A 23,391-nucleotide genomic window follows, 5' to 3' on the forward strand; every position below is an offset into this window, starting at 1 on the left:
AAACGTGAGTATCAAGCAGATATTTTTTCACTACATGTAATCCTTGAAATCATCCAGTGGAGCATTAAAATCATCGCTCATTTTCATTTTTCCTTTAAGTAGACCAAGTTTTCTTTGTGTCTTTTCTTTATTTTTTTTATTTACTTTTTTTTGTAAAATAAAATCGATAAAGTCTTCCACCTCTTGCTGGTAGGCAACAGGGATCATTTTAATTTTCTCTAAAATATGCAACTGATCCATAAACTCGCTTTTATCAAAAATACCATTTTAATTTTAAAATATAAAGTTACACCGTCGGGCATAAAAAAGTCCCGATGTAAAATCGGGACTTAGTATTTTGAATTATTATTTCTTTGGATTTCCTTTTCCGTCCATATCTACTGCTGGGCGTTTAGGTCTGTTGGCCAGTTCCCATGCGGTAAAGTAGGTTAATTTTGCTCTTTTGGCCAAAAGTGGGAAGTTAATTTTGCTTACTTCATCACCAGGTTTGTGGTAGTCTTGTTGTAACATGCCATCGTAATAGAAGATAATTGGAATACCCAATTTTGCAAAGTTATAATGATCTGAACGGTAATAAATCTGCTCAGGATCTTTTGGATCATCGTATTTATAATCCAGTTTCATTTTGGTATAGGTTGCATTAACTTGCTCACTTAAGTTAGCCAAATCACTACTCAACATTCTTGAACCTACAGAGTAAATGTAATTTGCCGAGTCTGCTTTGCCTAAATATTCTTCGCCAGTACGGCCAATCATATCGGTATTCAAATCAGCAATGGTATTTTCGACAGGGAAAACAGGATGCTCCGAGTACCATTCAGAACCCCAAAGCCCTTTTTCCTCACCAACAACAGTCATGAAAAGGATACTGCGTTTGGAACCCTTTCCTGCTTTTTTTGCATCTGTAAATGCTTTTGCCATTAATAAAACGCCGGTAGTTCCCGATCCGTCATCGTCCGCTCCGTTGTTCACTTTATCTTTTGCATTTGGATCTGTTTCCAGTCCGATATGGTCGTAATGACCTGTAAGGATTAAAACTTCTTTTTTAAGTATCGGGTCTGAACCTTCTAAATAACCCAGAACGTTCTCGCATCTAACTGGTGTTTCTGTTTTTGCAGCACTTGCAGAAAAAGGCACATTTAATACTTGCGATGCGGGAGCCTGACTATCTGCTATTTTCTTTTGCAGATCAGCCACAGTAGTGTTCGAGGCCTTAAACAGCTCGTTTGCCAAAGCAACTGATATCGAAATGCGTGGAATATCGTTTTGTTTTTGAGCTTCGATAGCGGCATTGGTTTTCACCATTACCCTACCATTTTTAAGGGTTTGCTTGGTGTTTTCGGTTATTCTATCAACTGCTGGGTCGATCAGGATAATTGCTTTCACGTTATTTTCTGCAAAATACTTTGCCCTTGCTTCAAGCGTAGCACGATAAGCTGCTCTATCAATTCTTGTACCTGGTTTTACAGTTGGATCTCCGCCATTAAACATGATAACCACTTTACCTTTAATATCAGTGCCTGTGAAATCGTTATAGCTGTCTTTCTTTAAACCATAACCAATAAATACAAGTTCGTTGGCTGAGAAAGTAAAACCCTGATCGCTGATTAAGCTTGGAGATACCAGATAATCTTTTTGGTATTCTTTAGGCTGGCCGTTAACCGTTAAATGGCTTTCTTTTAAGGTAACGTTAACCAAATCGATTTTTTGGAAATAGCTGCCATTTACAGGAGCTTTTAAGCCTAAAGATTTGAAATAATCGCGGATATAATCAGCAGCCATCCAAGCGCCTTTTGTGCCTGTTTCGCGGCCTTCGTATTCATCAGAAGCCAATACAGAAAGGTGTTTGTAAGCATTTTCAGGATTAATGGCCTTGCTGAATTTTATTGCATCCTTATTCGGTATAAGTGGCTTTACCTGGCTAAAGCAACTTGCGGTAACAAATGATACTAGACCAAGGGTTAAAAACTTTTTGTTCATTATGATAATAGTTAGTTAAGTTTCTTGTTAGCACGAAATCTTTTCAACTCTGTTTTGGTGACGCCCGCCCTCAAATTCAGTTGTTAAAAAGGTTGTGGTAATCTCTTTAGCCAGTTCTTCCGAAACAAACCTGGCTGGTATACACAAAACGTTTGCGTTATTGTGCTTGCGGACTAAAGAAGCAACTTCATTCTCCCAACATAAACCTGCTCTGATGTGCTGATGTTTGTTCGCGGTGATGGCTACACCGTTTGCCGATCCACAAAGTAAAATCCCATAGGTAAATTCCCCATTTTCTACAGCAGCAGCAACCGGATGAGCGAAATCTGGGTAATCAACAGAGTTTTCTGAGTAAGTACCAAAATCTTTTACTTCGTAATCCTGTAAAAAATCTTTTAATATTTCTTTGTATTCAAACCCAGCGTGATCCGCTCCAATAGCAATTTTAATTTTTGTATCAGACATTGTCAAATTTATAGAGAATTATAAAATCTATTCGTAATGTTTTTGTTAGTTAGCGTAGAAAGCAGCATCAGCCTTTTTCTTCTTTTTTTCGATGTAGGCCGAAACAAAAATGCTGAGCTCATAAAGCAAGAACAATGGCGTAGCTACAATTAGCATCGTCATAATATCAGGCGTTGGCGTAACGATAGCGGCAATAATTAAGATAATTACGGCTGCATACCTTCTGCTTGATCTCATCAGCTTTGGTGTCATCAACCCAAGTTTCGACAGCACGAAAATAATAACCGGAAGTTCGAAGATAATCCCGGTGCCTAAAGTTAAAGTTGCTACAGATGATAGATACGAATCAACTGTAAATGTATTTTTGATTTCGGCACTAACAGTGTAACCTGTTAAAAAGTTAACGGATAACGGACATACTATAAAGTAGCCAAAAAAGATACCGACAATGAAAAGTACCGAAGCGAAGAACACGAAACCACTTGCAGATTTACGCTCATTTTCATGTAATGCCGGTTTAATAAAACGCCAGATTTCCCATAATAAATAAGGGAAACCAACTACAATACCACACATTACACAAACATTTAACTGAAGGTTAAACTGACCGGCCATTTCGGTGTTAATAATCTCTCCATTAATTTTGGTGATACACATATCTGCACCAAGTGAAGGAAATTTTTCCACCAGTTTGCACATCATCCTGTAAGTCCAGAAATCGGGCTTTTTTGGACCAAATATGATTTTATCTAAAATGAATTCGTTGAAGTAAAAAGCAATACCGGTAAAAACGGCAATGGCAATTACGGCCCTGATTAAATGTTTACGGAGAACATCCAGGTGATCAAAAAAAGACATTTCTGCCTCTAATGTGGTGCTCTTTTGTCCGATAGCTTTTGTTAGTGAAGTTTTTTTAGTGTCGCTCATGTTGAAAACAAAAATACCATTCTATTTGAATAGAATGGTATTTACGTGTTAAATATAGAAATAGTTTATATTATTATGAGAAATGACTACAAAAATAGAAGAAGCTACAAAAATTGTTTTTAACGTTGCCCTTTAATTATACTCAGTTGCTTTAAATTTGCGGCGTTGTTATAATTAAACTGATATACACCATCTTCTCCTGTAACGATTAAAGATTTAGGGCCAGCAATAACATCAAAGCTTTTGATGTTAGTCAAATGCTGCAACATGTTGTTTCCTATTTTGGTTTTATCGGTAATATTAAAGCTTTTTATTCCATAATTGCCTTCGCAGAGAAACAGAATATCGCCACTGGTACTTAAGCCATGTGGGTTTTGCATAGCATAAACTGCAATTTGTTTTGGTTTGGTGGGATCTTCTATATCTACAACTTCCAGCTGATTGCTTGCTTGCATGCACATATTGCCTGTGCGTAAGGTAACGTAAGCATATTTTCCTTGCACCACTACCGGGTCGCAGGCAAAAATATGGCTGTAAGTAGATAGTTGTACTGGATTAGCCGGATCGGTAGCACTAAAAATGTGCATGCCTCTATTGGTACCTATAAATAATTTATTCTCGTATGGAAAGATAGTTTCGACACCCCAACCTAAAGGAATAGCCTTTAAAAAAGTTGGGTTCGATGCAGTCTTAACGTCAAACAGGCTTAAATTATTCATACCAACAGTATATAAATAGTCATTCATTAAGGTAAATCTGGCCATAGAGCCACCTTGCCCCGAAGAAGAGTTGCTGCTGTAAGCGGCGGCATCGTAATATTTCTTTTCTTTGTAAGTTTCTTTCTTTACCAGGGTATCTTTATAAATGTAGAGATACTTTTGAACGCCTGTGGCATACAATTGATTGAAAACATCGGTTACTCTTTTTACCTGTTTGATGTTGTTCATATTCGAGATATCAAAAGTCAGCAAATCAATAAAATTGTCGGCGTAAAGGATGTTGTTGTGGATCGCTAAATCTACGTTTCCCGGAATTTGTAGAAAACCCACGTTTATCGGAGCACCCGGATTAACATTGTTGTAGATATGGATACCTTCATTTGGTTCATTAATGAAAAGATAATCGTTATAAATGTATATTTTTCCGGTTTTTTTGGCAGGAATAGCTTTTGTCATGCCTACAGGTAAAGCCCTCATTTGCTGAACCGAAATCATTTTTACAATCTTTATCATTTCATACTCGTCTTTTTTGCATCCTGTAAATACAGCGAAAACAAGTAGAAAGAGCAGTAAGTTAATTAGATTTTTTTTCATAATAATTGGAGTGTTTTACTGTTAAACGTAAGGAGTTAATTAAACGCTACAGTGTTCGATAAATATTAATTATCAGGTATTTACCTCAGAATAACTGAATCTAAAACAATAAAAAAGGCTATCCAAATTATTTGAATAGCCTTCTTGTATTATTAAGTATAGAAATATTTTATTATTCCGAAAATTCGAACGTTTCCATAAATTTCGTAGTGAAATTTCCTGCCCTGAAATTAGGATCTTTCATCAACTGCAGATGGAAAGGAATGGTCGTTTTTACACCTTCAATTACAAATTCGCCTAATGCACGTTCCATGGTACAGATTGCTTCTTCGCGAGTTTGTGCCACACAGATTAATTTGGCAATCATCGAATCATAGTTGGAAGGAATCGAATATCCTGCATAAACATGTGTATCAACACGAACACCATGGCCACCCGGAGAGTGGAAATTAGTGATTCTTCCTGGTGATGGACGGAAATTATTTGCTGGATCTTCTGCATTGATACGGCACTCGATTGCGTGCATATCAGGGAAGTAGTTTTTACCCGAAATCGGAATTCCGGCAGCAACTTTAATCTGTTCTTTGATTAAATCGAAGTTGATTACTTCTTCAGTAACCGGATGCTCTACCTGGATACGGGTGTTCATTTCCATAAAGTAGAAGTTACGGTGTTTATCAACCAGGAATTCGATTGTACCAGCACCTTCGTAATTTACGGCCATTGCACCTTTAATAGCTGCTTCGCCCATTCTTACACGGAGTTCATCTGTCATAAAAGGAGAGGGAGATTCCTCTACCAATTTCTGGTGACGGCGTTGAATAGAACAATCGCGTTCTGATAAGTGACAGGCTTTGCCAAACTGATCTCCGATAATCTGAATCTCGATGTGACGTGGATCTTCAATATATTTTTCTAAATATAAGCCATCGTTACCAAAAGCTGCACCAGATTCCTGACGGGCACTATCCCATGCATTTTCGAAATCTTCGTCTTTCCAAACTACACGCATACCACGGCCACCGCCACCGGCAGTTGCTTTTAGAATAACAGGATAGCCCATTTCATTCGCAATTGCAATACCTTCTTTAACGCTTGTAAGCAAACCTTCAGATCCTGGAATGGTTGGTACACCGGCAATTTTCATGGTTTCTTTTGCAGAGGCTTTATCGCCCATGCCATTGATCTGCTCTGGAGTTGCACCAATAAATTTGATGTTGTATTCGCGGCAGATGTTAGAAAACTTAGCATTTTCTGATAGGAAACCATAACCTGGGTGTATGGCATCGGCATTGGTTAATTCTGCAGCCGAGATAATATTTGGAATATTTAAATAAGAATCTTTACTAGGAGGGGGGCCAATACAAACAGCCTCATCAGCAAAACGTACGTGTAAACTTTCGCGATCTGCGGTAGAGTAAACAGCAACCGTTTTGATGCCCATTTCCTTACAGGTACGGATAATACGCAAAGCGATTTCACCCCTGTTGGCAATTAGTATTTTTTTAAACATAATTTTTTTAATTGATGATTACACCGATTATAGGATTACACTGATTTTAGTGGAATCACGATAATCTGTAAATCAAATTAATCTGTGAAATCAGCTTCTAAATAGGTTCTACTAAAAATAACGGTTGATCGTATTCTACCGGTGATGCATTATCAACCAGGATTTTAACGATACGGCCAGAAACTTCGCTTTCGATTTCGTTGAAAAGTTTCATTGCCTCGATAATACAAACTACTTTACCAGTGCTGATTTCGTCGCCAACATTAACAAACATTGGCTTGTCTGGGCTAGCTGAACGGTAGAACGTACCGATCATTGGCGATTTAATAGTAATGTATTTTGAGGTGTCTTCTGCAGCCGGTACAGCAGGTGTTGCTGCATTTGGTGCAGTAGGAGCTGTAGCAACAGGGGCAGCAGCCTGTACAAGCGGAGCCTGTGGTACGGTAGCATGCACAACTGTTGGTGCTTGGTTTGTTTTGATCGTGATTTTGAAGTTTTCCTGCTCAATAGCAACTTCATTTACTCCAGAACGAGAAACAAATTTAATCAGTTCCTGTATTTGTTTGATATCCATTTTTTAGGCTAGTTATGTAAAAAATAGTGTTTATTGAATTAACTAAGTTATACTTTTTTTGTTTTATTTTTTTAAAGCGAACCCCGACTTCGGACTCCCGACTAAAGACTTCTGACTAATTAGAGTCGTAAGCCCATTTGAGGTATACCGAACCCCAGGTAAAACCACCACCAAATGCAGCTAAAACGATGTTGTCGCCTTTTTTCAGTCTGCTTTCCCATTCCCATAAACATAAAGGAATTGTTCCGTTGGTTGTATTTCCGTAACGTTCAATGTTGATCATTACTTTGTCGGTAGTAACACCCATGCGGTTTGCAGTGGCATCTATAATGCGTTTGTTGGCCTGGTGAGGTACTAACCATGCAACATCATCAGCGGTTAAGCCGTTGCGTTCCATAATTTCGGCAGCAACATCGGCCATATTGGTTACGGCAAATTTGAATACTGTTGGGCCTTCCTGGTGTGCAAAATGTAGTCTTGCGTCAACAGTTTCGTGTGTTGCCGGCATAACCGAACCACCTGCTTTCATGCCCAGGAAATCTCTTCCCGAACCATCTGTTCTCAAGATAGAATCTTGAATACCAAAGCCTTCTTCGTTTGGTTCTAATAAAGCACAACCGCAACCATCACCAAAAATGATACAGGTTGTACGGTCTTCGTAATTGATGATTGATGACATCTTATCGCCGCCAACAACTAAAACTTTCTTGTGTCTTCCAGACTCAATAAATGATGCGCCGGTAGAAAGCCCGAAAATAAAGCCGGAGCAAGCTGCCTGTAAATCGTAACCCCAGGCATTTGTAGCGCCAATTTTATCAGCTAAAACGTTTGCTGTTGCAGGGAAAGTAAAATCCGGAGTAGTGGTGCAAAAGATAATCAGTTCAATTTCTTTTGCATCAATTCCCCTCTTTTTAAGTAAACCGTTTACAGCATGAACAGCCATATCCGAAGTACCTAAACCTTCTCCCTTTAAAATTCTACGTTCTTTAATTCCCGTTCTGCTGGTAATCCATTCATCCGAAGTATCAACCATGGTTTCTAACTCTGCGTTTGTAAGCACATAGTCGGGAACGTAACCATTTACTGCTGTAATAGCAGCGTGAATTTTACTCATTTTAAGAATTTTAATAAATTATTTAAATGCCACTCTAATTTTTTCTACCAATCCTGTGGTAATCATTTCTCTGGATTGCAGAACCATATTTTTAACAGCTAGCGGACTAGAAATTCCATGTCCGATAACAACGGGAGCGTTAACGCCTAGAACCGGACTTCCACCGTATTGTTCATAATTAAAACGATCGAAGAACTCATCTTTAAGTCCCTTTTTAATGGTAAGCACGTAAAAAGATTCTGCTAATTTTAGCATTATATTTCCGGTAAAACCATCGCACACAATCACATCGGCTTTATCGTTAAATAAATCTCGTCCTTCCACATTGCCCACAAAGTTGAAAAGGTTGGTTTCTTTCATTAACGGAAAAGTAGCCATGCTTAGCATATTTCCTTTCTCATCTTCTTCGCCAATATTTATCAGGGCAACTTTCGGATCATTTATCTGCAAAAGATTTTCTGCATATAAACTGCCTAAAACACCAAATTGTAATAAAATATCGGGTTTGCAGTCGGCATTGGCACCTACATCTAGCAATAGGCCTGTGCCGCCTTTAATTTTTGGAAGAATTGTACATAAACAAGGGCGGATAATGCCCGGAATGGTTTTAACGCTAAAAACTGCGCCAACCAACATTGCTCCAGAGTTACCAGCACTTGCGAAAGAATCGATTTTGCCTTCTTTTAAAAGGTTAAAACCAACTGCTATGCTCGAATTTGGTTTCTGAACGATTGCTTTGGTGGGATGTTCGCCCATACCAATTACTTCATCAGTATGAACGTATTCAAAATGATCTGGATTAAAACCTTCTTCTGCAAGAATGGGTTTAATCTGTTCGGTATCGCCAATAAGAACTAAATGCTCTCCAGCGTTAAGCGATTGATGAGCAGCTATTGCTCCCAAAACAATTGCTTTGGGAGCATAGTCTCCGCCCATTATGTCGAGGCCTATTTTCATAGAAAAAATCTGTTTGTGTTAAGTCAGGTGTAATCCTGAATTTTTCAGTTGACTAAGGTATGACTAAAGCCGCTGAAAACACAAACAATTTTTTAAGAAAATTACCCTATCTGAGTATTTTCGATAACCAGTTTGCCGTTGTAGTATAAGTTACCATCAACGTTGTAAGCACGGTGAGGTACGTGAATAGCACCTGTTGCCGAGCATGTTGCTAAAGAAGGAGTAACCGCTTTATAGTGTGTTCTTCTTTTATTTTTTCTCTGTTTCGAGATTTTCCGTTTTGGATGTGCCATTGGTGTATAATCTAATTATTTTTTTAACTTATTAAGGGCTTCCCAACGTGGGTCGCTTGTTTGTTCATTTTCTTCAGCCTGCTTTTCGATCGATAATTGATTTAAACGATCAATCATCTCCTGATCGCAATCTTTACCTGCCTGCTCGCAGTTTTTGATATAAGGTACCGCTACGTTAATCATTTCGTATAAAGGACCAGATATATCAATCTCGGTGTCTTTACGGCTTAACGAAATAATTTCTTCGTCATCGCTCTCCAGTTCATCTTCAGCAAACTTTACAATCTGCCTTTCATAAAGATTTACAGGCAATGAAAACTCAGATAAACATTTGTCGCAATCTAAATTAACTGTACCAATAACTTTGAATTTTAGAAGCAACATGGTCTCTTGTTTCTCAAGTTCCAGGTCTACTTTTAAATTTCCACTTTTAATTAGCGAATACTCAAATGCATTAAAAAAGGCGTCATCAAGCTCATAATCAAACTGATGAGTTCCCAATTTTAATCCGGTAAACGGTAATGAAAATTGTTTTAGTGGGTTCAAAGTACTGTAAAATTTTAGCCTGCAAATGTAGGGATAAAATAATTAGATTAAAAATGTTTTTTAAAAATTGTTGATGTTAATGGGACAGGTTTTCAGAATGTTAATCGAAATACTGAAAGACCTTACAGGTTTCTGAAACCTTTAAGGTCTGTAAGAAGCTTAGTCTGCCAAAACCATTTCCTTGTTATTCCTGCTCCATTCGCTCCAGGAACCAACATAAAGCTTAGGGATGGGTAAACCAGCATAATCCATAGCTAATAGGGTATGGCAAGCGGTAATACCCGAGCCACAGTGTACAATTACATTTTTGGGTTTAACGTGAGCCAAAGCTTCTGCATATTTTTCTTTCAATATTTCAGGGGCCAGGAAAGCACCCGCAGCATCTAAATTTTCGGTGTAGGGAATATTTGCCGCACCAGGGATATGGCCCGCAATTAAATCGATAGGCTCGGTAAGACCTGCAAAACGGTTGGCATCGCGCACGTCAATCACAATGTAATCGTCGGTTTTGGCAACTTTTTCTACCTCATTGATATCTGATAACGGTAAGTTCCATGCTGTGATTTCGTATTTTTCGACAGATTTTGGGATTTCTACTTTATCTGTAGTCGGGAAGCCTGCTTTAACAGCCGCCTGAAAGCCTCCATCAATTACCTGTACTTTTTCATGGCCGATTGCTTTTAGCATCCACCACAGCCTCGCAGCGGCGTTACCACCGTTTTTGTCGTCGTAAACAATCACATGGCTGTTTTTTGTGATACCGAGTTTTTGTAAAACTGTCGAAAACTGGTCGAATGTTGGTAAGGGGTGTCTTCCTCCAATAGCAAAATCTGCAATATTGGCTAAATCGTTATTTACATCTGCAAAAAGTGCACCTGCCAAATGTTGGTCATCATATCTTGCTTTTGATCCGGCACTGGCATCGATAATTACGATTTCATCGTCTTGGTTTAACCAGGTTAATTCTGCTGGTTTTATAATTGGAGAAAGAGGCTTCATATTATATTTTCTGTTTTTTTAATATCTTTTTTATCTGATTTTCTTCTGATTGGTCAGACAGCATGGTTCTGCTACATAAATCCGTCCAATAAGTATTCATGTCTTTTGATTTTCGCTCAAATTTGCTTGACCTAAATGTTGAATCGTAATTGGTGGCATATACTATATATTCGTTTCCTATTACAAAGTTGAAGCCGCAACTTGCGCTATTGTTCGGTGTGATCACGGTTATGGTATCGGATATTGTTTTTCCTTTATAACGTTTGTTTACCTTGATTTTTACCACGGCCATTAAGAGCCTTTGAGTCATCAAATAATTGATATTTGTGGTGTCGCTGGTTCTTGTAATGCTTAAGTCAGACAAATCGTGTGTTAAAACTTTTGAAATAACTTTACCTTTAACTACAATCTGCGCGCTGTTAATGGCCTCTGTTGTTGTTATTTCATAGCATGTACAAGCAAATGCCTGTATATTTATTAGGCATAATAAGGCAATTATCAATTGAAATTTCTTCATTTAATATTGTAATTTGGCTTTTTTAGCAGTGCCCAAATTCCCAGAATGGGGCCAATGGCTAGTAGCATATAAATATAATGGGAATTTATCTCTTTAGCCAAAAGATTAATCACCTGGATGCTCATAATCGTAATGGCAAAGCCGATACAGTTTACCAGTGTTAACGAAGTTCCCCGCAGGCTTTGGGGCGCATGTTTGGCAATTAAAGAAGAAAACAAGGGTGAATCGGCTGTACCGGACAAGCCCCAGCAAAATAAAAATATAAGAAAGGGGTATACCGAGCCGCTGAATAGGAAAAGCGGCGAGAGCAGGCAGCATAATCCTGAAATGGACAGCGCAATGGTGGCAATCCGTTTTGCGCCAAATTTTTGTGAGAGCAAACCGCCGATCATGCAGGATAAACCTCCTGATGCGATAATTAAGAACGAAAACAGTGGGATATTTAAAGTTGCATGTGCATGTTTAGTGTTGTACAGCAGCAGCATGCCGGGTAAAAAAGCCCAAAAGGTATAAAGTTCCCACATGTGCCCGAAATAGCCGAAAGCTGCAGATCGAAAATCAGGATTTTTAAAGCCATTAAAACAAGACCGAAAATCGAATTTCTGTCCGGCTGTTCTAAATGGACCGTTTGGCACAAGCCATAAAATAGCAATTGCACCAATTAGAGATAAACCCGAAGTGGCAAAGATTACATATTGCCAGGCAAAATTTGCTGTAAATGTTTTTAATAAATGAGGGAAGGCAGTACCCAAAACCAAAGCACCAACTAAAAAACCTAACGATTTTCCTAGTCCGTCTTTAAAGTAATCAGATGCTATTTTCATGCCTACAGGATAAATTCCAGCCAACATAAAACCAGTTAAAAAGCGAAAAAGCAACAATAAATGTATGTCGGGTAGTTCTAAACAAATGCCCAAATTAAACAAGGCGGCCGCAATTCCGCAGATAAAGAACACTTTCGAGGGTGAAAAAATATCGGAAATGGCAAAAAAAGCGAAAACTAATGTTCCGCTGATGAAACCAAACTGTACCATGCTGGTGAGGTTGGCCAATAGGTTTGTTTCAGTTGGAAAACTTTTAACAATATCGGGCAATACCGCATTGCCGGCAAACCACAGCGATGTACAGAGAAACTGCGCAATAACAATTGTGGGGAGGATGTAATTGGGTTTTTTAGTGCCGTTCATTTTGAATTTGATGCACAATTTTACCAAAAATAAACCTGATAGTAGTGGAAATATTTTTTACTAAACCTATAAGGTTTTCAAAACTTTATAGGTTTGAAAAGGATTGAAACGTATAGCAGGACTTTCGGAACCGATGAAACACAAGGCCTTGCTTTACAAAAAAAGAATGTCGACAATCTTGGTTTTAGAAAGTCTGGGGTCAGATGTCCGAAGTCAAGTTTATTATAGCCTATCGTTCTTATATGCTTTTGCCTTTCTGCTCTTTACAAACCCTCAACCTTAATACCCTCAGCCTTTTACCTTAAGACGCATCATCTTTAATATCAAACTGCGTTTCAACCACTTTTCCACCTGTACGCAACTGATTACCCAACATTTCTTCTTGCTCCCTACGGTTTTTTACAATATGGATGGCCGAAAACAAAGCTTCGGTAAATGAAGTAGAATCCGCTAAATCTTTACCTGCGATATCATAGCCTGTTCCATGATCTGGAGAGGTGCGCACGAAGTTTAAACCAGCGGTATAATTTACGCCATTATGGAACGCTAATGTTTTGAAAGGAATTAGGCCCTGGTCATGGTACATGGCCAAAACGGCATCAAACTGTTTGTAGCTACCATTTCCGAAAAAGCCATCAGCAGGGTATGGGCCAAAACAAACAATACCTTTATCGTAGGCTTCCTGAATGGCCGGTGTAATAATTTCAGCCTCTTCGGTGCCCAATAAACCATTATCGCTGGCATGTGGGTTTAAACCTAAAACGGCAATTTTTGGTTTTTCGATCCAGAAGTCTTTTTTCAGGCTTTCGTTAATCAGTTTTAATTTACTGATAATTTTCTCTTTTGTAATAGAGGTTGGAACATCTTTTACAGGAATGTGGCCAGTAACTACACCCACGCGTAAATTTTCGCTGATCAAAAACATCAGCACATCTTTACTTCCGCTTTTTTCTTGCAAGTATTCAGTATGGCCGGGAAAAGCAAAAGTTTCTGATTGAATGTTATGTTTATTGATCGGAGCAGTAACCAGTGCATCAATATCGCCATTTACCAGATCGGCTGTTGCACGTTCTAGTGATAAAAGGGCATATTTTCCGCCTGTTGGCGTTACCTGTCCCAATTCGATTTTCACATCCTCTTCCCAGCAGTTAATCATGTTTGCTTTTTTTTGCTGTGCCTGGTTGGCATGGCTAACTACGTTAAAACTGAAATCGCCCAGGTTATTTGCTTTTCTATGAAAAGATGAAACCTTGGTATGGCCATAAACAATCGGTGTGCAATAATTTAAAATGGCAGGATTGGATAATGTTTTAATGATTACCTCTAAACCTATGCCGTTTACGTCGCCTATACTGATGCCAATTTTAAGTTTATCGCTCATAATTACTGGAAAATTTAGCGCAAATTACTGATTTTCGTTTAAACAGGTGCTTACCGGATAAAAATTAGTTATTTTGTACAAAATAGAGTAGCCACGGAAACACGGTTTACACGGAAAAGAAATAGGATAATCTCATTCTTCGATAAAACTTTTCTGCGATTTCTGTGCCTCCGTGGCAAAATAAAAAGAAAAGATGAGTTTAGTAAAAGCGAAAAAACATTTAGGGCAACATTTTTTAACCGATAAAGGCATTGCCAACCGGATTGTAGAGGCATTGGTGAACACCGATAAATACAATCAGGTTTTAGAAGTAGGGCCAGGGATGGGAATCTTATCTGATTTTTTGCTACAGCGCAAAGACTTAGAAACCTATCTTATCGATATCGATACCGAATCTTTCCACTTTTTAAATGAAAAATATCCTCAGCTTGGCGATCGGTTGATTAATGGTGATTTTCTGAAACTCGATTTCGATGCTATTTTCCCAGGTCAGTTTGCCATTATTGGTAATTTTCCATACAATATATCTTCGCAGATTTTATTTAAGATTTTAGATAACCGCAACAAGGTTGTAGAAATGGTTGGGATGTTTCAGAAGGAAGTTGCCCAACGTTGTGCTTCACCTGCTGGAAGTAAGGATTATGGGATTCTGAGCGTATTTCTTCAGGCCTATTATAAAATTGAATACCTGTTTACCGTTAAACCGGGCACTTTTAATCCACCTCCAAAGGTGCATTCGGCGGTGATCCGTTTAACCAGAAACGAAGTGGAAACTTTAGACTGCGATGAAAAATTATTCTGGCGGGTGGTTAAGGCTGGTTTTAACCAGCGGAGAAAAACTTTGCGTAACGCAGTTTCTGCCGTAATGCCTAAAGATAAAATGGACGATCACATCTACTTCGAGAAACGTGCCGAGCAGTTAACCGTGGCTGATTTTGTGGCCTTAACACAGCATGTGACTAAGTTGATGGAGGTTTAAGATACAATCGTCGTCCTGATCCGATAGCTATCGGATTTATTCAGGATCTTTTTTAAAGCACAATTTTTTTTTAGATGTGAAAAGCAGGTTTCTGTACGTTTTGGATGCAGCAGTCCCGCTCCCGCTTCTGCCGATGAAAATATCGGCATCCCGCTTTGATCGGGTTTATTTAAGATAAGAGACTACTGTAATCCGAATTTATATCATCGAAGAATCGGTTTCTCTTGCCAACTGAAACATCCTTGTAATCCTAAAATCTGTGTAATCACCCGCGAAGCGATTCTTGCAAATCCGTGATTATTTTCATTGAATTTCTCCTTTCCTTTGCGACATAATTTTAAACATCATGGTTAATTACAGCGAAATTTTCAGCACACAAGGAATGGATTATCAAACCTATCGTGCATTGATTGATCAACTTCTATTAGAGGGAAAAGCTACTGGTGATGTAACTTACGATTTGCACTATACTAAAATGAATGTGCAAAGGATGAGTCGTGTGGATAAGACGGTTAGCTTAACCGATGAGTTGACTTCGACCATTGATCATCTTAAAGAAAATTATAAATTTTTGGTGATTACCGAAGGCTGGTGTGGAGATGCGGCCCAGATTGTTCCGGTCTTCAATAAAATCGCGACTGCATCATTAGGTAAAATTGATCTGAAATTTGTTTTACGCGATAAAAATTTGCCCTTAATTGATGCGCATTTAACCAATGGTGGAAGAGCTATTCCGGTTTTAATTGTGTTAAATGAATCAGCAGATCAGGTTTTAGGAACCTGGGGGCCAAGGCCACAAATTTTGCAGGAGCTTTTACAAGAGTGGAGAAAAGAAAATACTGAAATGCCAATTTTGGCAGAAAAACTTCACGGCTGGTACGCCAAAGATAAAACACAGACGACACAAGCCGGATTAAATGAACTTTTGAAAGGTTTGGAGGGTTAATCTTATAGTTTCATTTTAAGCGGTCGTCACCCTGACCTGTAGCGCAGCGGAAAGCTACGCAGTAAATTTATTTCAGGGTCTATATGAAGATGCTGAAACAAGTTCAGCATGGCGATTCGTAGGAAAAAAATCTTACCTCGTAAATTTAATCAACAGAAACAGTTAGTCCCTCTTGCTGTAAAATTTTACGATAAACTTCCATCTCGGTAAATGAACCTTCCAAAACAGGGCATTTTCCATCATTATGTACTTTCCAGGCAATTTTTTCAGCCTGAGATTCGTTATAATCTAAGTATTTCATCATGCAGTAAATCACATGATCGAAAGTATTGATATCATCATTCCACAAAATAAGGCGATGTACGGTTTTTAGGGAAGTTAAAATTTCTTCGAGCGTAAAGGTCTCTTCTTTGGTTTCTGTAGACATGGCGCAAAAATAAACAATAATTTAGAAGATTTTAGATATTGGACTGAGATATTAGATTTTAGGATATTGCGATGAAATCTCACGTCTCAAATCGCAGCGCTCATATCTTTTTTAATTAACTAACTTTGTTTAACCAAATTATAATAACACGAGTATGCACCAGTCTAAAATAGCCGGAATAGGTTACTACGTTCCGAAAAATGTATATACCAACGATGATTTAAGCCGTTTTATGGATACCAACGATGCGTGGATCCAGGAGCGTACCGGTATTAAAGAACGCCGTTTTGCCGATCGTAACGAGGAAACCACTACCACAATGGGTATTGAGGCAGCCAAAATCGCGATCGAAAGGGCTGGCATTACCGCTAAGGATGTCGATTTTATCGTTTTTGCCACATTAAGCCCCGATTATTATTTCCCAGGTTGTGGCGTACTATTGCAACGCGAAATGGGCATGGGTGAAATTGGTGCTTTAGATATCCGCAACCAATGTTCGGGCTTTGTGTATGCACTTTCTGTGGCCGATCAGTTTGTAAAAACAGGTATGTATAAAAATGTGCTGGTAGTGGGAAGCGAGAAACATTCGTTCGCGATGGATTTTGAAACCCGTAGCCGCAACGTATCTGTAATTTTTGGCGATGGTGCTGGCGCTGTTGTGTTACAGCCTACAGATGAACCAGGAAAAGGGATTTTAAGTACACATTTACATAGTGATGGTGCCGATGCCGAAATTTTGGCCATGTATTATCCAGGTTCTCATGCAAATAAATGGTTGAAAGATAAACCTGCCTATCCTGAACAGGAGCTGGGCGGATTATTTATGACGCAGGAAATTTTGGATAGCGGTGCCGCTTTACCTTATATGGATGGACCATCGGTTTTCAAAAAAGCGGTGGTAAAATTTCCTGAAGTAATTAAAGAGGCTTTGGCTGCTAATAATTTAACGGAGAAAGATATTGATATGTTGGTGCCACATCAGGCAAATCTGCGGATCAGCCAGTACGTGCAGCAGTTGTTGGGTTTAAATGATGATCAGGTTTTTAATAATATCCAGAAATATGGCAATACCACAGCAGCTTCTGTTCCTATCGCCTTGTGCGAAGCTTGGGAAGCAGGCAAAATTAAAGATGGCGATCTGGTTTGCCTTGCCGCATTTGGGTCGGGCTTTACCTGGGCCAGTGCACTGATTAGGTGGTAACCATAGATTCGTCATTTCGAGCGAAGTGCAACGAAGTCGAGAAATCTATATCTAAAGATCTCTCCACTCCGCGTTACTTCGGTCGAGATGACGACCGTTCATTTGAAACTCTTAATAGTGAAGTAGTTCGATTGGCCTATTGCGTTTTTGGCTTAATAAAATCTCCTAAATAACTACACTCGCCCGCCGCAACAGCATAAAAAGGCGTTTTGGCATAATTAAATCTTAATTCTTTAAGATAAGGATTGTTGTAATTAGCCTTGATGAAGTTTCTCCATTTCACATCTTTTTTATCATAATAATAAAATGATAGCGGGTTTGCATTCATGATGATCTGTTTCTGCAAACATTTAGCTAACATAAAAGTACACTTAGCTTTAAAATCGGCATTGGTACTTAATGCCCTGGCTTTTAAATACCAGGCTTTTGCCGTTTGCGCTTTTTTGTAATCGCCATCGTATACATATTTTGCTGGGTTACTATTGTCGTATGATGACCAATCATAACTGATTAAAAACCAGCTATTACCAAAATAACCTGTCTGATAAACTGCATTGGCCATTTTATAATAGTAAAGCGCAGCATTCTTTTTATCACTGATGGTTAATTTCTGCAAGCGGAGCATTTCGGCTGCAAAAGCTTTTTTTGTAATTGATGTTTTTGCTGTTACATATTTTTTAGGATAATCGTTTATCGTTTCGATGAAAGGATTTGCATAAAGTTTAGCATTGGCTTCATCAGCATACCAGTTATCAGGGTTAAAATATTTGTAACCTGGCGAAACCTTTGCAAACATCTGAACGGCCTTATCATACTGATGTGTGCGTAAATAAGTCGTTCCAAAAAGTTCATAAAAATCATCATTTTTGAGCTGGTTTAAAGCCGATGCTAACAAAGCGGTGACATCATTGCCCGTCGCCCTGGTTTTATAAACAGCTAAGCCCTGCATGCTTTTCGGACTTAAGTTTTTCTGCCAAAAAGCAATACTTTGATAACTCATATTCTGGAAAAGTGAATTCTCCTTTAACGTTTTATATTCCAAGTCGCCTTTAACCATTGCCAATGCCGCTTTAGCAGTATCGCCCATACTTAAATAAGCTGGAGCCAATATTTGCTGGTAAAAATTCCTGGTCGTTCTGCTAAAGCGTTTGCTGGCACGATCTGTATCATAGTAATATGGCCCTTTAGGTTGCTCGCTGTTTTCTGCAAAACGTTTTTCGTCAAGCCATTTTAAGGTCGGCAATAAATCGTTCTCATTAAAAGGATTTCCTTTTTTGATGCTTTTCGCCTTGATCAATAAATCGGTAATGCGGTATTGGTCGCGTAATCTTTCTGGTAGTTTATCTGGTTTTAGGATGGCAAGATAATTCGAGGCCAGAAAATCTTTATTCTCCATCCACGATAAATAAGCTGCGGTTAAAGTGCCCAGCTCAGGCTGCGGATATTTTTTTTCGGTTGCCAGTTTTACCGCAAAATTCCTGATTTCATTTAGTTGTTTAAGGTTGATGGCTTTTAGACTGTCTTTGTATTTAGAATTGCCGTTATCCGAAAAATAATAATTATAGCCAATTTTGGCAATATCGTTCGCCTGGATAAGGTTTTGCTCTAATTTATTTACTTCACGTACCAGCAGCGTGCCGTTAAGCTGGCTTTTTGGTTCGTACTGATAAACTTTATTCAGGCTTTCTATGCCCGAATCAGCATCTCCAAACCCGTTTATTGCCCAGATATTGGCTTTCTCATTATTGGTTTTGGCGTACTTTAATGCTCCATTAACCGGTGTGCTGTTATAGTAGTAGTTTTTATAAGCCTGTACCCTCCGCTCCGGATTGCTTGCAAAAACCTTCGAGAATAAAAAGGCTGATTCTTCCGGATTGCCCAACCTACGGGTAGATCCTGCATACAATGCCAATGCCCAGCCCTTAACCGCACTGTTTACCTTACTGGTTTTGATATACTTTTCGTAGGTCGATTTGCTTTCGGTGTGCAAACCTGCAAAATGGAACATCCGTTCAGCTTGGTAAGCGTAACGCAGCTTAAGAAAATCGTCTTTTTCTGCTCCGGTTAATTTCAGGCCTTCCTGGGCTTTTGAACCCATAGCCGCAGTATCGCGGGGTTTAGGGTCCCAAAGACTAAAATCCACATTGGCCAAAGGTTCACAGCTTTTGGCGAATTGATAATACTTTAGTGATTCTTTGCGTTTACTTAATGCCTGGATAAAACTATTCTGCTGTAAGCTGTCTGGTAATTGTGATGCGTTACCATTAAAATTAACGAGTTTTGCGTCAGTAGCACTATCTGTTTTGTACATTACTTTTAGCACATCTTCTTTTTTAACACTGAGGTATTTCGCCCACTCTCTGCTATTGATATCCGGCTCGCTTTCTATATCCGTTTCGCTGTTGAGGTAAACCATCTGGTTGTAGGCGAACGGCGAATATTCATCCCCTTCAATGTTGTTGTGGAAATAAGAAATATAATAATCGTAGGGATCTATCTCGCCACCACAGGCAAGATTTACGGCAATTTCGCCGAAAAAAGTAATCAGGAATACACTAAAAATTAGCGATAACTTTTTGAACGTCTTCATTAGTAAAATGTTTTAAAAGGTCGGTGTCTAAATGGTAAAAAACGAGGTTGCGGTCTCTAGGGCTTAAATATCGGGATAAAAATTTAGAGGTCGAAAGTAAATCTTCAGTGGAAATCTGTTCCCACCTTACCACATCACCTTTTTTTAATCCGGCTGCAGGATAATCAATCAAAAGATCGTAAAGGATGGAATTTCCCCTCTGTTTAAAAAGTTTTTTATCCCCGAGCTGGATTTTGCCGATCCGTTTGGAGATACCCGCATATTGCCCGTTCCTGAATACCACCGCCCATTCAAAAATAGGTAGGGCTACATCAAGTGGCAAGGGATATCGCTCAAGATAATCTTTTAGGTAAAGATCCATTTCGTGTTGATCCAATATAGAGTTCTGCTCTCCATATTTACGTAGGTTGCCCATGTTGTAACACATTAAAATGGCCTTTTCTACTGGCGGCACTCCGCTTGATACAATGTTTTTAACCTGATGCAAACGCAGTGTTACCGAAATGGCTTTTCCCTTTAAAAGCGGATTCGCCTTTAATTGTTCGAGGAATTTAAAATACCTGTTTCTGGTGCCTTTGGTCCAATCACAATCAATCTGTAATTCCGCATAATTTTGCTTTCCGGCCTGTTTTACCTTTGCGGCTACAAATTTGACAATGCGATCGGCCATAACCGCTGTTTGCATGGTGTCAATCTTGTTAAAAACCTCGTTAACGATAAACACAACAGGGATAATATCGATCTGTTTAGGTAGCGGATCTGAAAATTTAATCGGTGAAATGGGTACAGGCAGCTGAAGATCTGGATTAAAATCTACATCCATAATTCGCAGGTACAAAGATTTAGATTTAAATTGATCAAGATAACTGGTTTCTTCCTTTTTGTTCTGATAATCCGTTTTCCAATAATAAAAAGTAGGATGAACAATTGATTTTTGCTTACAACCAAGGAAGAGAAACACAGAAATCACTAAAATACTTATCTTGCGCATATCAATTTTATTGAGCAAAAGTAGTATAAAATGCGAGCAGTTTTACAAAGAGTTACACAGGCAAGTTGCACGGTTGACGGTGAGGTAACGGGAGCGATTGATACCGGATTTCTAGTGTTGTTAGGCATAGAAGATGCCGATACTTTAGCGGATTTAGATTGGTTAGCACAGAAAATTATCGGTATGCGTGTTTTTGGAGATGAAAACGGAATGATGAATAAAGCACTTGCCGATGTGGGTGGAGATATTTTATTGATCAGTCAGTTTACCTTATTTGCATCTACCAAAAAAGGAAACCGCCCAGGTTTTACAAGGGCAGCACGAGCAGATGTGGCGATTCCACTTTACGAGAAAATGATTGAAAAGCTATCGGCTCTATTGGGTAAAAAAGTAAAAACCGGAATTTTTGGTGCTGATATGAAAATTGTACTGTTAAACGATGGACCAGTTACGATTTTGATTGATACAAAAGATAAGGAATAATTAAATTTAAACAATCGCGGCGTAACTTATCAAGTCTTGAATGGTCAAAAAAATAATATTTTATTTCAAAATTTAACTTAAGCTAATATGAAGGATAAAAATCCGAACCGGTTGGCGGAATACAGTTGTCTTGCGTTTTTTCTGATTTTAAAGTTAGTGTTATCTTTTGTATTGGTCAATTCAGTTTACGAATTGCATCGTGATGAATTTTTGCATTTGGATCAGGCGAACCACCTCGCTGCGGGTTTCACGTCAGTTCCGCCGTTAACCTCGCTATTTTCATGGCTTATTAAAGCTTTTGGCAATGGATATTTCGTGGTGAAACTTGTTCCTGCATTATTAGGTGCCTTGACTATATTGTACTGCTGGAAAATTGTCGGTTTTTTAAAGGGTAACCTACTGGCCAAATGCCTGGTTGCTGTAGCCTGCCTGTGTTCTGCTCTGCTAAGGCTAAATACCCTTTACCAGCCCAATTCTTTCGATGTTTTAGCCTGGACAGCCATATTCTATTATCTGTTAAAATATTTCGATAAAAACGAAGCCAGATATCTGTATGCCTTTGCCATTTTTGTCGCTTTAGGTTTTTTAAATAAATACAACATCCTTTTTCTCATCATTGGTTTACTACCCGCTATACTCATTACATCAAAACGAAAAATATTTACCGATAAACATCTTTATCTGGCCATTTTACTGGCGCTTTTAATTATTTCGCCCAATGTAATCTGGCAGATTAATAATCACTTTCCGGTGCTCACCCATATGAAACTTTTACAGGTAACGCAATTGGTTCATGTAAACCGGATTGATTTTTTTATCGGACAGTTCCTCTTTTTTATCAGTTCGATCTTTATTCTTTTAGCAGGCATTGGCAGTCTGGTTTTTTATAAGGATTTCAGCAAATACAGATGGATTATTCTCTCCTATCTGTTTACACTTATTGTATTTAGCTATTTTAAGGCAAAAGATTATTATGCATTAGGCTTATATCCGGTTTTACTGGCTTTTGGTGCACATTATTTAAGTCGGGTTTTAGCAAATAAATATGTATTAACAGGATTGCTGTTCGCTTTTAATATTGGCTCATTCATTTATTTGATACCGCTTATTATGCCAGTTTATAGTCCTGATGAAATTGTAGCGCATCATAAAAGGTTCGAACGGGTAGGGGCATTGCGTTGGGAAGATGGTAAAAATCACGAGCTACCGCAGGACTATGCCGATATGCAAGGCTGGAAGGAACTGGCAACGCTTGTTGATTCGGCTTACGGAATGGTTAAAGATAAGTCTACCGTATTGGTTCGTGCAGATAATTATGGCCAAGCAGGTGCAATTAATTATTATTCAAAATATAAAAACATCAATGCGGTATCATACAATGCCGATTACTTGTATTGGTTTAAAATGGATAAGCCGATCAAAGATTTCATTATGATCACCGAATGGAAGGACAAAGATCCACAGCGGAAGAGAGAGCAGCCCTATTTTGCCAGGATCACCAAAATTGGTGAAGTAACTACTCCATATACGAGAGAAAGGGGCGCAGGAGTTTTTTTGCTTGAAGGTGCCAATATTGAAGTGACTAGCATTATAAAATCAGAAATAGAAGAAGAAAAACATGACCATTAACGAAGCACAGGAAACCGTAGACCGTTGGATTAAAACCACGGGCATCCGCTATTTTAACGAACTCACCAATACTGCCATTTTGATGGAAGAAGTTGGAGAAGTAGCCCGTATTATGTCCCGTAAATACGGCGAGCAGTCGTTTAAAAAAAGCGACGAAGAGGTAAACCTCGCCGATGAAATGGCTGATGTGATGTTCGTTTTAATCTGTTTGGCTAATCAAACAGGCATAAACCTTACCGATGCGTTGGAAAAGAATCTGGAAAAAAAGAGCATCCGCGATGCAGATAGGCATAAGAATAATGAGAAGCTTAAGTGAATATTGAGTGATTGAATTTTGACTGAGTGAATGAAGGGTATTTAATAACATTCAATCATTCAA

The 23,391-nt window shown here is 38.7% G+C and carries 24 protein-coding genes; 6 read left to right on the forward strand and 18 right to left on the reverse strand.

The genetic code is table 11. The features are described 5' to 3' along the window. Positions 1 to 30 precede the first annotated feature (30 nt). The 15 genes from vapB to pdxA form a co-directional block, all read right to left on the reverse strand. A complete protein-coding gene (gene vapB / locus ACTJKN_RS16215; RefSeq protein WP_440826616.1) occupies positions 31 to 240 on the reverse strand; it encodes a type II toxin-antitoxin system VapB family antitoxin in 210 nt (69 codons plus the stop codon). Positions 241 to 345: 105 nt separating this feature from the next. Then, a complete protein-coding gene (locus ACTJKN_RS16220) occupies positions 346 to 1,980 on the reverse strand; it encodes a M28 family peptidase (RefSeq protein ID WP_440826618.1) in 1,635 nt (544 codons plus the stop codon). A gap of 27 nt (positions 1,981 to 2,007) precedes the next feature. Next, positions 2,008 to 2,445 carry a ribose 5-phosphate isomerase B gene (gene rpiB, locus ACTJKN_RS16225; RefSeq protein WP_057931793.1) on the reverse strand — a complete coding sequence of 146 codons (438 nt, stop codon included), beginning with the start codon at positions 2,443 to 2,445 and terminating at the stop codon, positions 2,008 to 2,010. Between the two features lie 45 nt (positions 2,446 to 2,490). Further along, a complete protein-coding gene (gene tatC / locus ACTJKN_RS16230) occupies positions 2,491 to 3,372 on the reverse strand; it encodes a twin-arginine translocase subunit TatC (protein ID WP_440826620.1) in 882 nt (293 codons plus the stop codon). 119 nt (positions 3,373 to 3,491) lie between these two features. Further along, positions 3,492 to 4,685 (reverse strand): LVIVD repeat-containing protein, encoded by a 1,194-nt coding sequence (locus ACTJKN_RS16235; RefSeq protein ID WP_440826622.1) that lies wholly within the window; start codon positions 4,683 to 4,685, stop codon positions 3,492 to 3,494. A 172-nt stretch (positions 4,686 to 4,857) separates the two neighbouring features. Continuing rightward, positions 4,858 to 6,198, reverse strand: a complete 1,341-nt coding sequence (accC, locus tag ACTJKN_RS16240) for an acetyl-CoA carboxylase biotin carboxylase subunit (protein ID WP_029274147.1) — start codon at positions 6,196 to 6,198, stop codon at positions 4,858 to 4,860. A gap of 97 nt (positions 6,199 to 6,295) precedes the next feature. Then, on the reverse strand, positions 6,296 to 6,772 hold the full coding sequence (gene accB / locus ACTJKN_RS16245; RefSeq protein ID WP_029274148.1) for an acetyl-CoA carboxylase biotin carboxyl carrier protein: 477 nt from the start codon (positions 6,770 to 6,772) through the stop codon (positions 6,296 to 6,298). Between the two features lie 115 nt (positions 6,773 to 6,887). Then, complete coding sequence (locus ACTJKN_RS16250; RefSeq protein ID WP_440826625.1) at positions 6,888 to 7,886, reverse strand: beta-ketoacyl-ACP synthase III; 999 nt, start codon at positions 7,884 to 7,886, stop codon at positions 6,888 to 6,890. An 18-nt stretch (positions 7,887 to 7,904) separates the two neighbouring features. Next, complete coding sequence (plsX, locus tag ACTJKN_RS16255; protein WP_440826627.1) at positions 7,905 to 8,843, reverse strand: phosphate acyltransferase PlsX; 939 nt, start codon at positions 8,841 to 8,843, stop codon at positions 7,905 to 7,907. A gap of 101 nt (positions 8,844 to 8,944) precedes the next feature. Further along, on the reverse strand, positions 8,945 to 9,136 hold the full coding sequence (gene rpmF / locus ACTJKN_RS16260; RefSeq protein WP_025143959.1) for a 50S ribosomal protein L32: 192 nt from the start codon (positions 9,134 to 9,136) through the stop codon (positions 8,945 to 8,947). A 15-nt stretch (positions 9,137 to 9,151) separates the two neighbouring features. Beyond that, entirely contained in the window at positions 9,152 to 9,682 is a 531-nt protein-coding gene (locus tag ACTJKN_RS16265; RefSeq protein WP_440826629.1) for a YceD family protein, read from the reverse strand. A gap of 159 nt (positions 9,683 to 9,841) precedes the next feature. Continuing rightward, complete coding sequence (locus ACTJKN_RS16270) at positions 9,842 to 10,681, reverse strand: sulfurtransferase (protein ID WP_440826631.1); 840 nt, start codon at positions 10,679 to 10,681, stop codon at positions 9,842 to 9,844. A 1-nt stretch (position 10,682) separates the two neighbouring features. After that, positions 10,683 to 11,198, reverse strand: coding sequence for a hypothetical protein (locus ACTJKN_RS16275; RefSeq protein ID WP_440826632.1), 516 nt, complete (start codon positions 11,196 to 11,198; stop codon positions 10,683 to 10,685). Beyond that, entirely contained in the window at positions 11,195 to 12,385 is a 1,191-nt protein-coding gene (locus tag ACTJKN_RS16280) for an MFS transporter (protein WP_440826634.1), read from the reverse strand. Before ACTJKN_RS16280 ends, ACTJKN_RS16275 begins: the two co-directional genes overlap by 4 nt. A gap of 301 nt (positions 12,386 to 12,686) precedes the next feature. After that, the gene (pdxA, locus tag ACTJKN_RS16285; RefSeq protein ID WP_440826636.1) at positions 12,687 to 13,766 is read right to left on the reverse strand and encodes a 4-hydroxythreonine-4-phosphate dehydrogenase PdxA; all 1,080 of its coding nucleotides are present in this window, start codon (positions 13,764 to 13,766) and stop codon (positions 12,687 to 12,689) included. A 193-nt stretch (positions 13,767 to 13,959) separates the two neighbouring features. Here pdxA and rsmA point away from each other — a divergent pair, with 193 nt between their 5' ends. Next, on the forward strand, positions 13,960 to 14,745 hold the full coding sequence (gene rsmA / locus ACTJKN_RS16290; RefSeq protein WP_029274158.1) for a 16S rRNA (adenine(1518)-N(6)/adenine(1519)-N(6))-dimethyltransferase RsmA: 786 nt from the start codon (positions 13,960 to 13,962) through the stop codon (positions 14,743 to 14,745). A 346-nt stretch (positions 14,746 to 15,091) separates the two neighbouring features. Next, positions 15,092 to 15,691, forward strand: coding sequence for a thioredoxin family protein (locus ACTJKN_RS16295; protein ID WP_440826638.1), 600 nt, complete (start codon positions 15,092 to 15,094; stop codon positions 15,689 to 15,691). Between the two features lie 145 nt (positions 15,692 to 15,836). On the opposite strand, the gene ACTJKN_RS16300 is transcribed toward ACTJKN_RS16295, so the two are convergent. After that, positions 15,837 to 16,118: an ATP-dependent Clp protease adaptor ClpS gene (locus ACTJKN_RS16300; protein WP_029274160.1), complete on the reverse strand. Its 282-nt coding sequence runs from the start codon at positions 16,116 to 16,118 to the stop codon at positions 15,837 to 15,839. 154 nt (positions 16,119 to 16,272) lie between these two features. Here ACTJKN_RS16300 and ACTJKN_RS16305 point away from each other — a divergent pair, with 154 nt between their 5' ends. After that, the gene (locus tag ACTJKN_RS16305) at positions 16,273 to 17,319 is read left to right on the forward strand and encodes a 3-oxoacyl-ACP synthase III family protein (protein ID WP_215124980.1); all 1,047 of its coding nucleotides are present in this window, start codon (positions 16,273 to 16,275) and stop codon (positions 17,317 to 17,319) included. A 136-nt stretch (positions 17,320 to 17,455) separates the two neighbouring features. On the opposite strand, the gene ACTJKN_RS16310 is transcribed toward ACTJKN_RS16305, so the two are convergent. Then, on the reverse strand, positions 17,456 to 19,909 hold the full coding sequence (locus ACTJKN_RS16310) for a hypothetical protein (RefSeq protein ID WP_440826640.1): 2,454 nt from the start codon (positions 19,907 to 19,909) through the stop codon (positions 17,456 to 17,458). Beyond that, positions 19,875 to 20,900 (reverse strand): hypothetical protein, encoded by a 1,026-nt coding sequence (locus ACTJKN_RS16315; RefSeq protein ID WP_440826642.1) that lies wholly within the window; start codon positions 20,898 to 20,900, stop codon positions 19,875 to 19,877. The genes ACTJKN_RS16310 and ACTJKN_RS16315 overlap by 35 nt, the downstream gene beginning before the upstream one ends. A gap of 30 nt (positions 20,901 to 20,930) precedes the next feature. On the opposite strand from ACTJKN_RS16315, the gene dtd reads away from it, so the two are divergent. The 3 genes from dtd (at position 20,931) to ACTJKN_RS16330 (ending at position 23,328) form a co-directional block, all read left to right on the forward strand. After that, a complete protein-coding gene (gene dtd / locus ACTJKN_RS16320) occupies positions 20,931 to 21,383 on the forward strand; it encodes a D-aminoacyl-tRNA deacylase (RefSeq protein WP_440826644.1) in 453 nt (150 codons plus the stop codon). A gap of 87 nt (positions 21,384 to 21,470) precedes the next feature. Further along, positions 21,471 to 23,012: a glycosyltransferase family 39 protein gene (locus ACTJKN_RS16325; protein ID WP_440826646.1), complete on the forward strand. Its 1,542-nt coding sequence runs from the start codon at positions 21,471 to 21,473 to the stop codon at positions 23,010 to 23,012. Continuing rightward, positions 23,002 to 23,328: a nucleotide pyrophosphohydrolase gene (locus ACTJKN_RS16330; protein ID WP_440826647.1), complete on the forward strand. Its 327-nt coding sequence runs from the start codon at positions 23,002 to 23,004 to the stop codon at positions 23,326 to 23,328. Before ACTJKN_RS16325 ends, ACTJKN_RS16330 begins: the two co-directional genes overlap by 11 nt. Positions 23,329 to 23,391: the final 63 nt, after the last annotated feature.

This window comes from Pedobacter sp. 22163 (assembly GCF_052045595.1).
Classification (GTDB): Bacteria; Bacteroidota; Bacteroidia; order Sphingobacteriales; family Sphingobacteriaceae; genus Pedobacter.

Excerpts from the sequence above, each read along its gene's own strand:
- tatC (WP_440826620.1), bottom strand. The coding sequence starts at position 3,372 with ATGAGCGACACTAAAAAAACTTCACTAACAAAAGCTATCGGACAAAAG.
- accB (WP_029274148.1), bottom strand. The coding sequence starts at position 6,772 with ATGGATATCAAACAAATACAGGAACTGATTAAATTTGTTTCTCGTTCT.
- rpiB (WP_057931793.1), bottom strand. The coding sequence starts at position 2,445 with ATGTCTGATACAAAAATTAAAATTGCTATTGGAGCGGATCACGCTGGG.
- ACTJKN_RS16325 (WP_440826646.1), top strand. The coding sequence starts at position 21,471 with ATGAAGGATAAAAATCCGAACCGGTTGGCGGAATACAGTTGTCTTGCG.
- ACTJKN_RS16270 (WP_440826631.1), bottom strand. The coding sequence starts at position 10,681 with ATGAAGCCTCTTTCTCCAATTATAAAACCAGCAGAATTAACCTGGTTA.
- vapB (WP_440826616.1), bottom strand. The coding sequence starts at position 240 with ATGGATCAGTTGCATATTTTAGAGAAAATTAAAATGATCCCTGTTGCC.
- ACTJKN_RS16305 (WP_215124980.1), top strand. The coding sequence starts at position 16,273 with ATGCACCAGTCTAAAATAGCCGGAATAGGTTACTACGTTCCGAAAAAT.
- ACTJKN_RS16235 (WP_440826622.1), bottom strand. The coding sequence starts at position 4,685 with ATGAAAAAAAATCTAATTAACTTACTGCTCTTTCTACTTGTTTTCGCT.
- plsX (WP_440826627.1), bottom strand. The coding sequence starts at position 8,843 with ATGAAAATAGGCCTCGACATAATGGGCGGAGACTATGCTCCCAAAGCA.
- ACTJKN_RS16280 (WP_440826634.1), bottom strand. The coding sequence starts at position 12,385 with ATGAACGGCACTAAAAAACCCAATTACATCCTCCCCACAATTGTTATT.
- ACTJKN_RS16315 (WP_440826642.1), bottom strand. The coding sequence starts at position 20,900 with ATGCGCAAGATAAGTATTTTAGTGATTTCTGTGTTTCTCTTCCTTGGT.
- ACTJKN_RS16310 (WP_440826640.1), bottom strand. The coding sequence starts at position 19,909 with ATGAAGACGTTCAAAAAGTTATCGCTAATTTTTAGTGTATTCCTGATT.
- dtd (WP_440826644.1), top strand. The coding sequence starts at position 20,931 with ATGCGAGCAGTTTTACAAAGAGTTACACAGGCAAGTTGCACGGTTGAC.
- rsmA (WP_029274158.1), top strand. The coding sequence starts at position 13,960 with ATGAGTTTAGTAAAAGCGAAAAAACATTTAGGGCAACATTTTTTAACC.
- ACTJKN_RS16300 (WP_029274160.1), bottom strand. The coding sequence starts at position 16,118 with ATGTCTACAGAAACCAAAGAAGAGACCTTTACGCTCGAAGAAATTTTA.
- ACTJKN_RS16275 (WP_440826632.1), bottom strand. The coding sequence starts at position 11,198 with ATGAAGAAATTTCAATTGATAATTGCCTTATTATGCCTAATAAATATA.
- accC (WP_029274147.1), bottom strand. The coding sequence starts at position 6,198 with ATGTTTAAAAAAATACTAATTGCCAACAGGGGTGAAATCGCTTTGCGT.
- ACTJKN_RS16220 (WP_440826618.1), bottom strand. The coding sequence starts at position 1,980 with ATGAACAAAAAGTTTTTAACCCTTGGTCTAGTATCATTTGTTACCGCA.
- ACTJKN_RS16250 (WP_440826625.1), bottom strand. The coding sequence starts at position 7,886 with ATGAGTAAAATTCACGCTGCTATTACAGCAGTAAATGGTTACGTTCCC.
- rpmF (WP_025143959.1), bottom strand. The coding sequence starts at position 9,136 with ATGGCACATCCAAAACGGAAAATCTCGAAACAGAGAAAAAATAAAAGA.
- ACTJKN_RS16330 (WP_440826647.1), top strand. The coding sequence starts at position 23,002 with ATGACCATTAACGAAGCACAGGAAACCGTAGACCGTTGGATTAAAACC.
- pdxA (WP_440826636.1), bottom strand. The coding sequence starts at position 13,766 with ATGAGCGATAAACTTAAAATTGGCATCAGTATAGGCGACGTAAACGGC.
- ACTJKN_RS16295 (WP_440826638.1), top strand. The coding sequence starts at position 15,092 with ATGGTTAATTACAGCGAAATTTTCAGCACACAAGGAATGGATTATCAA.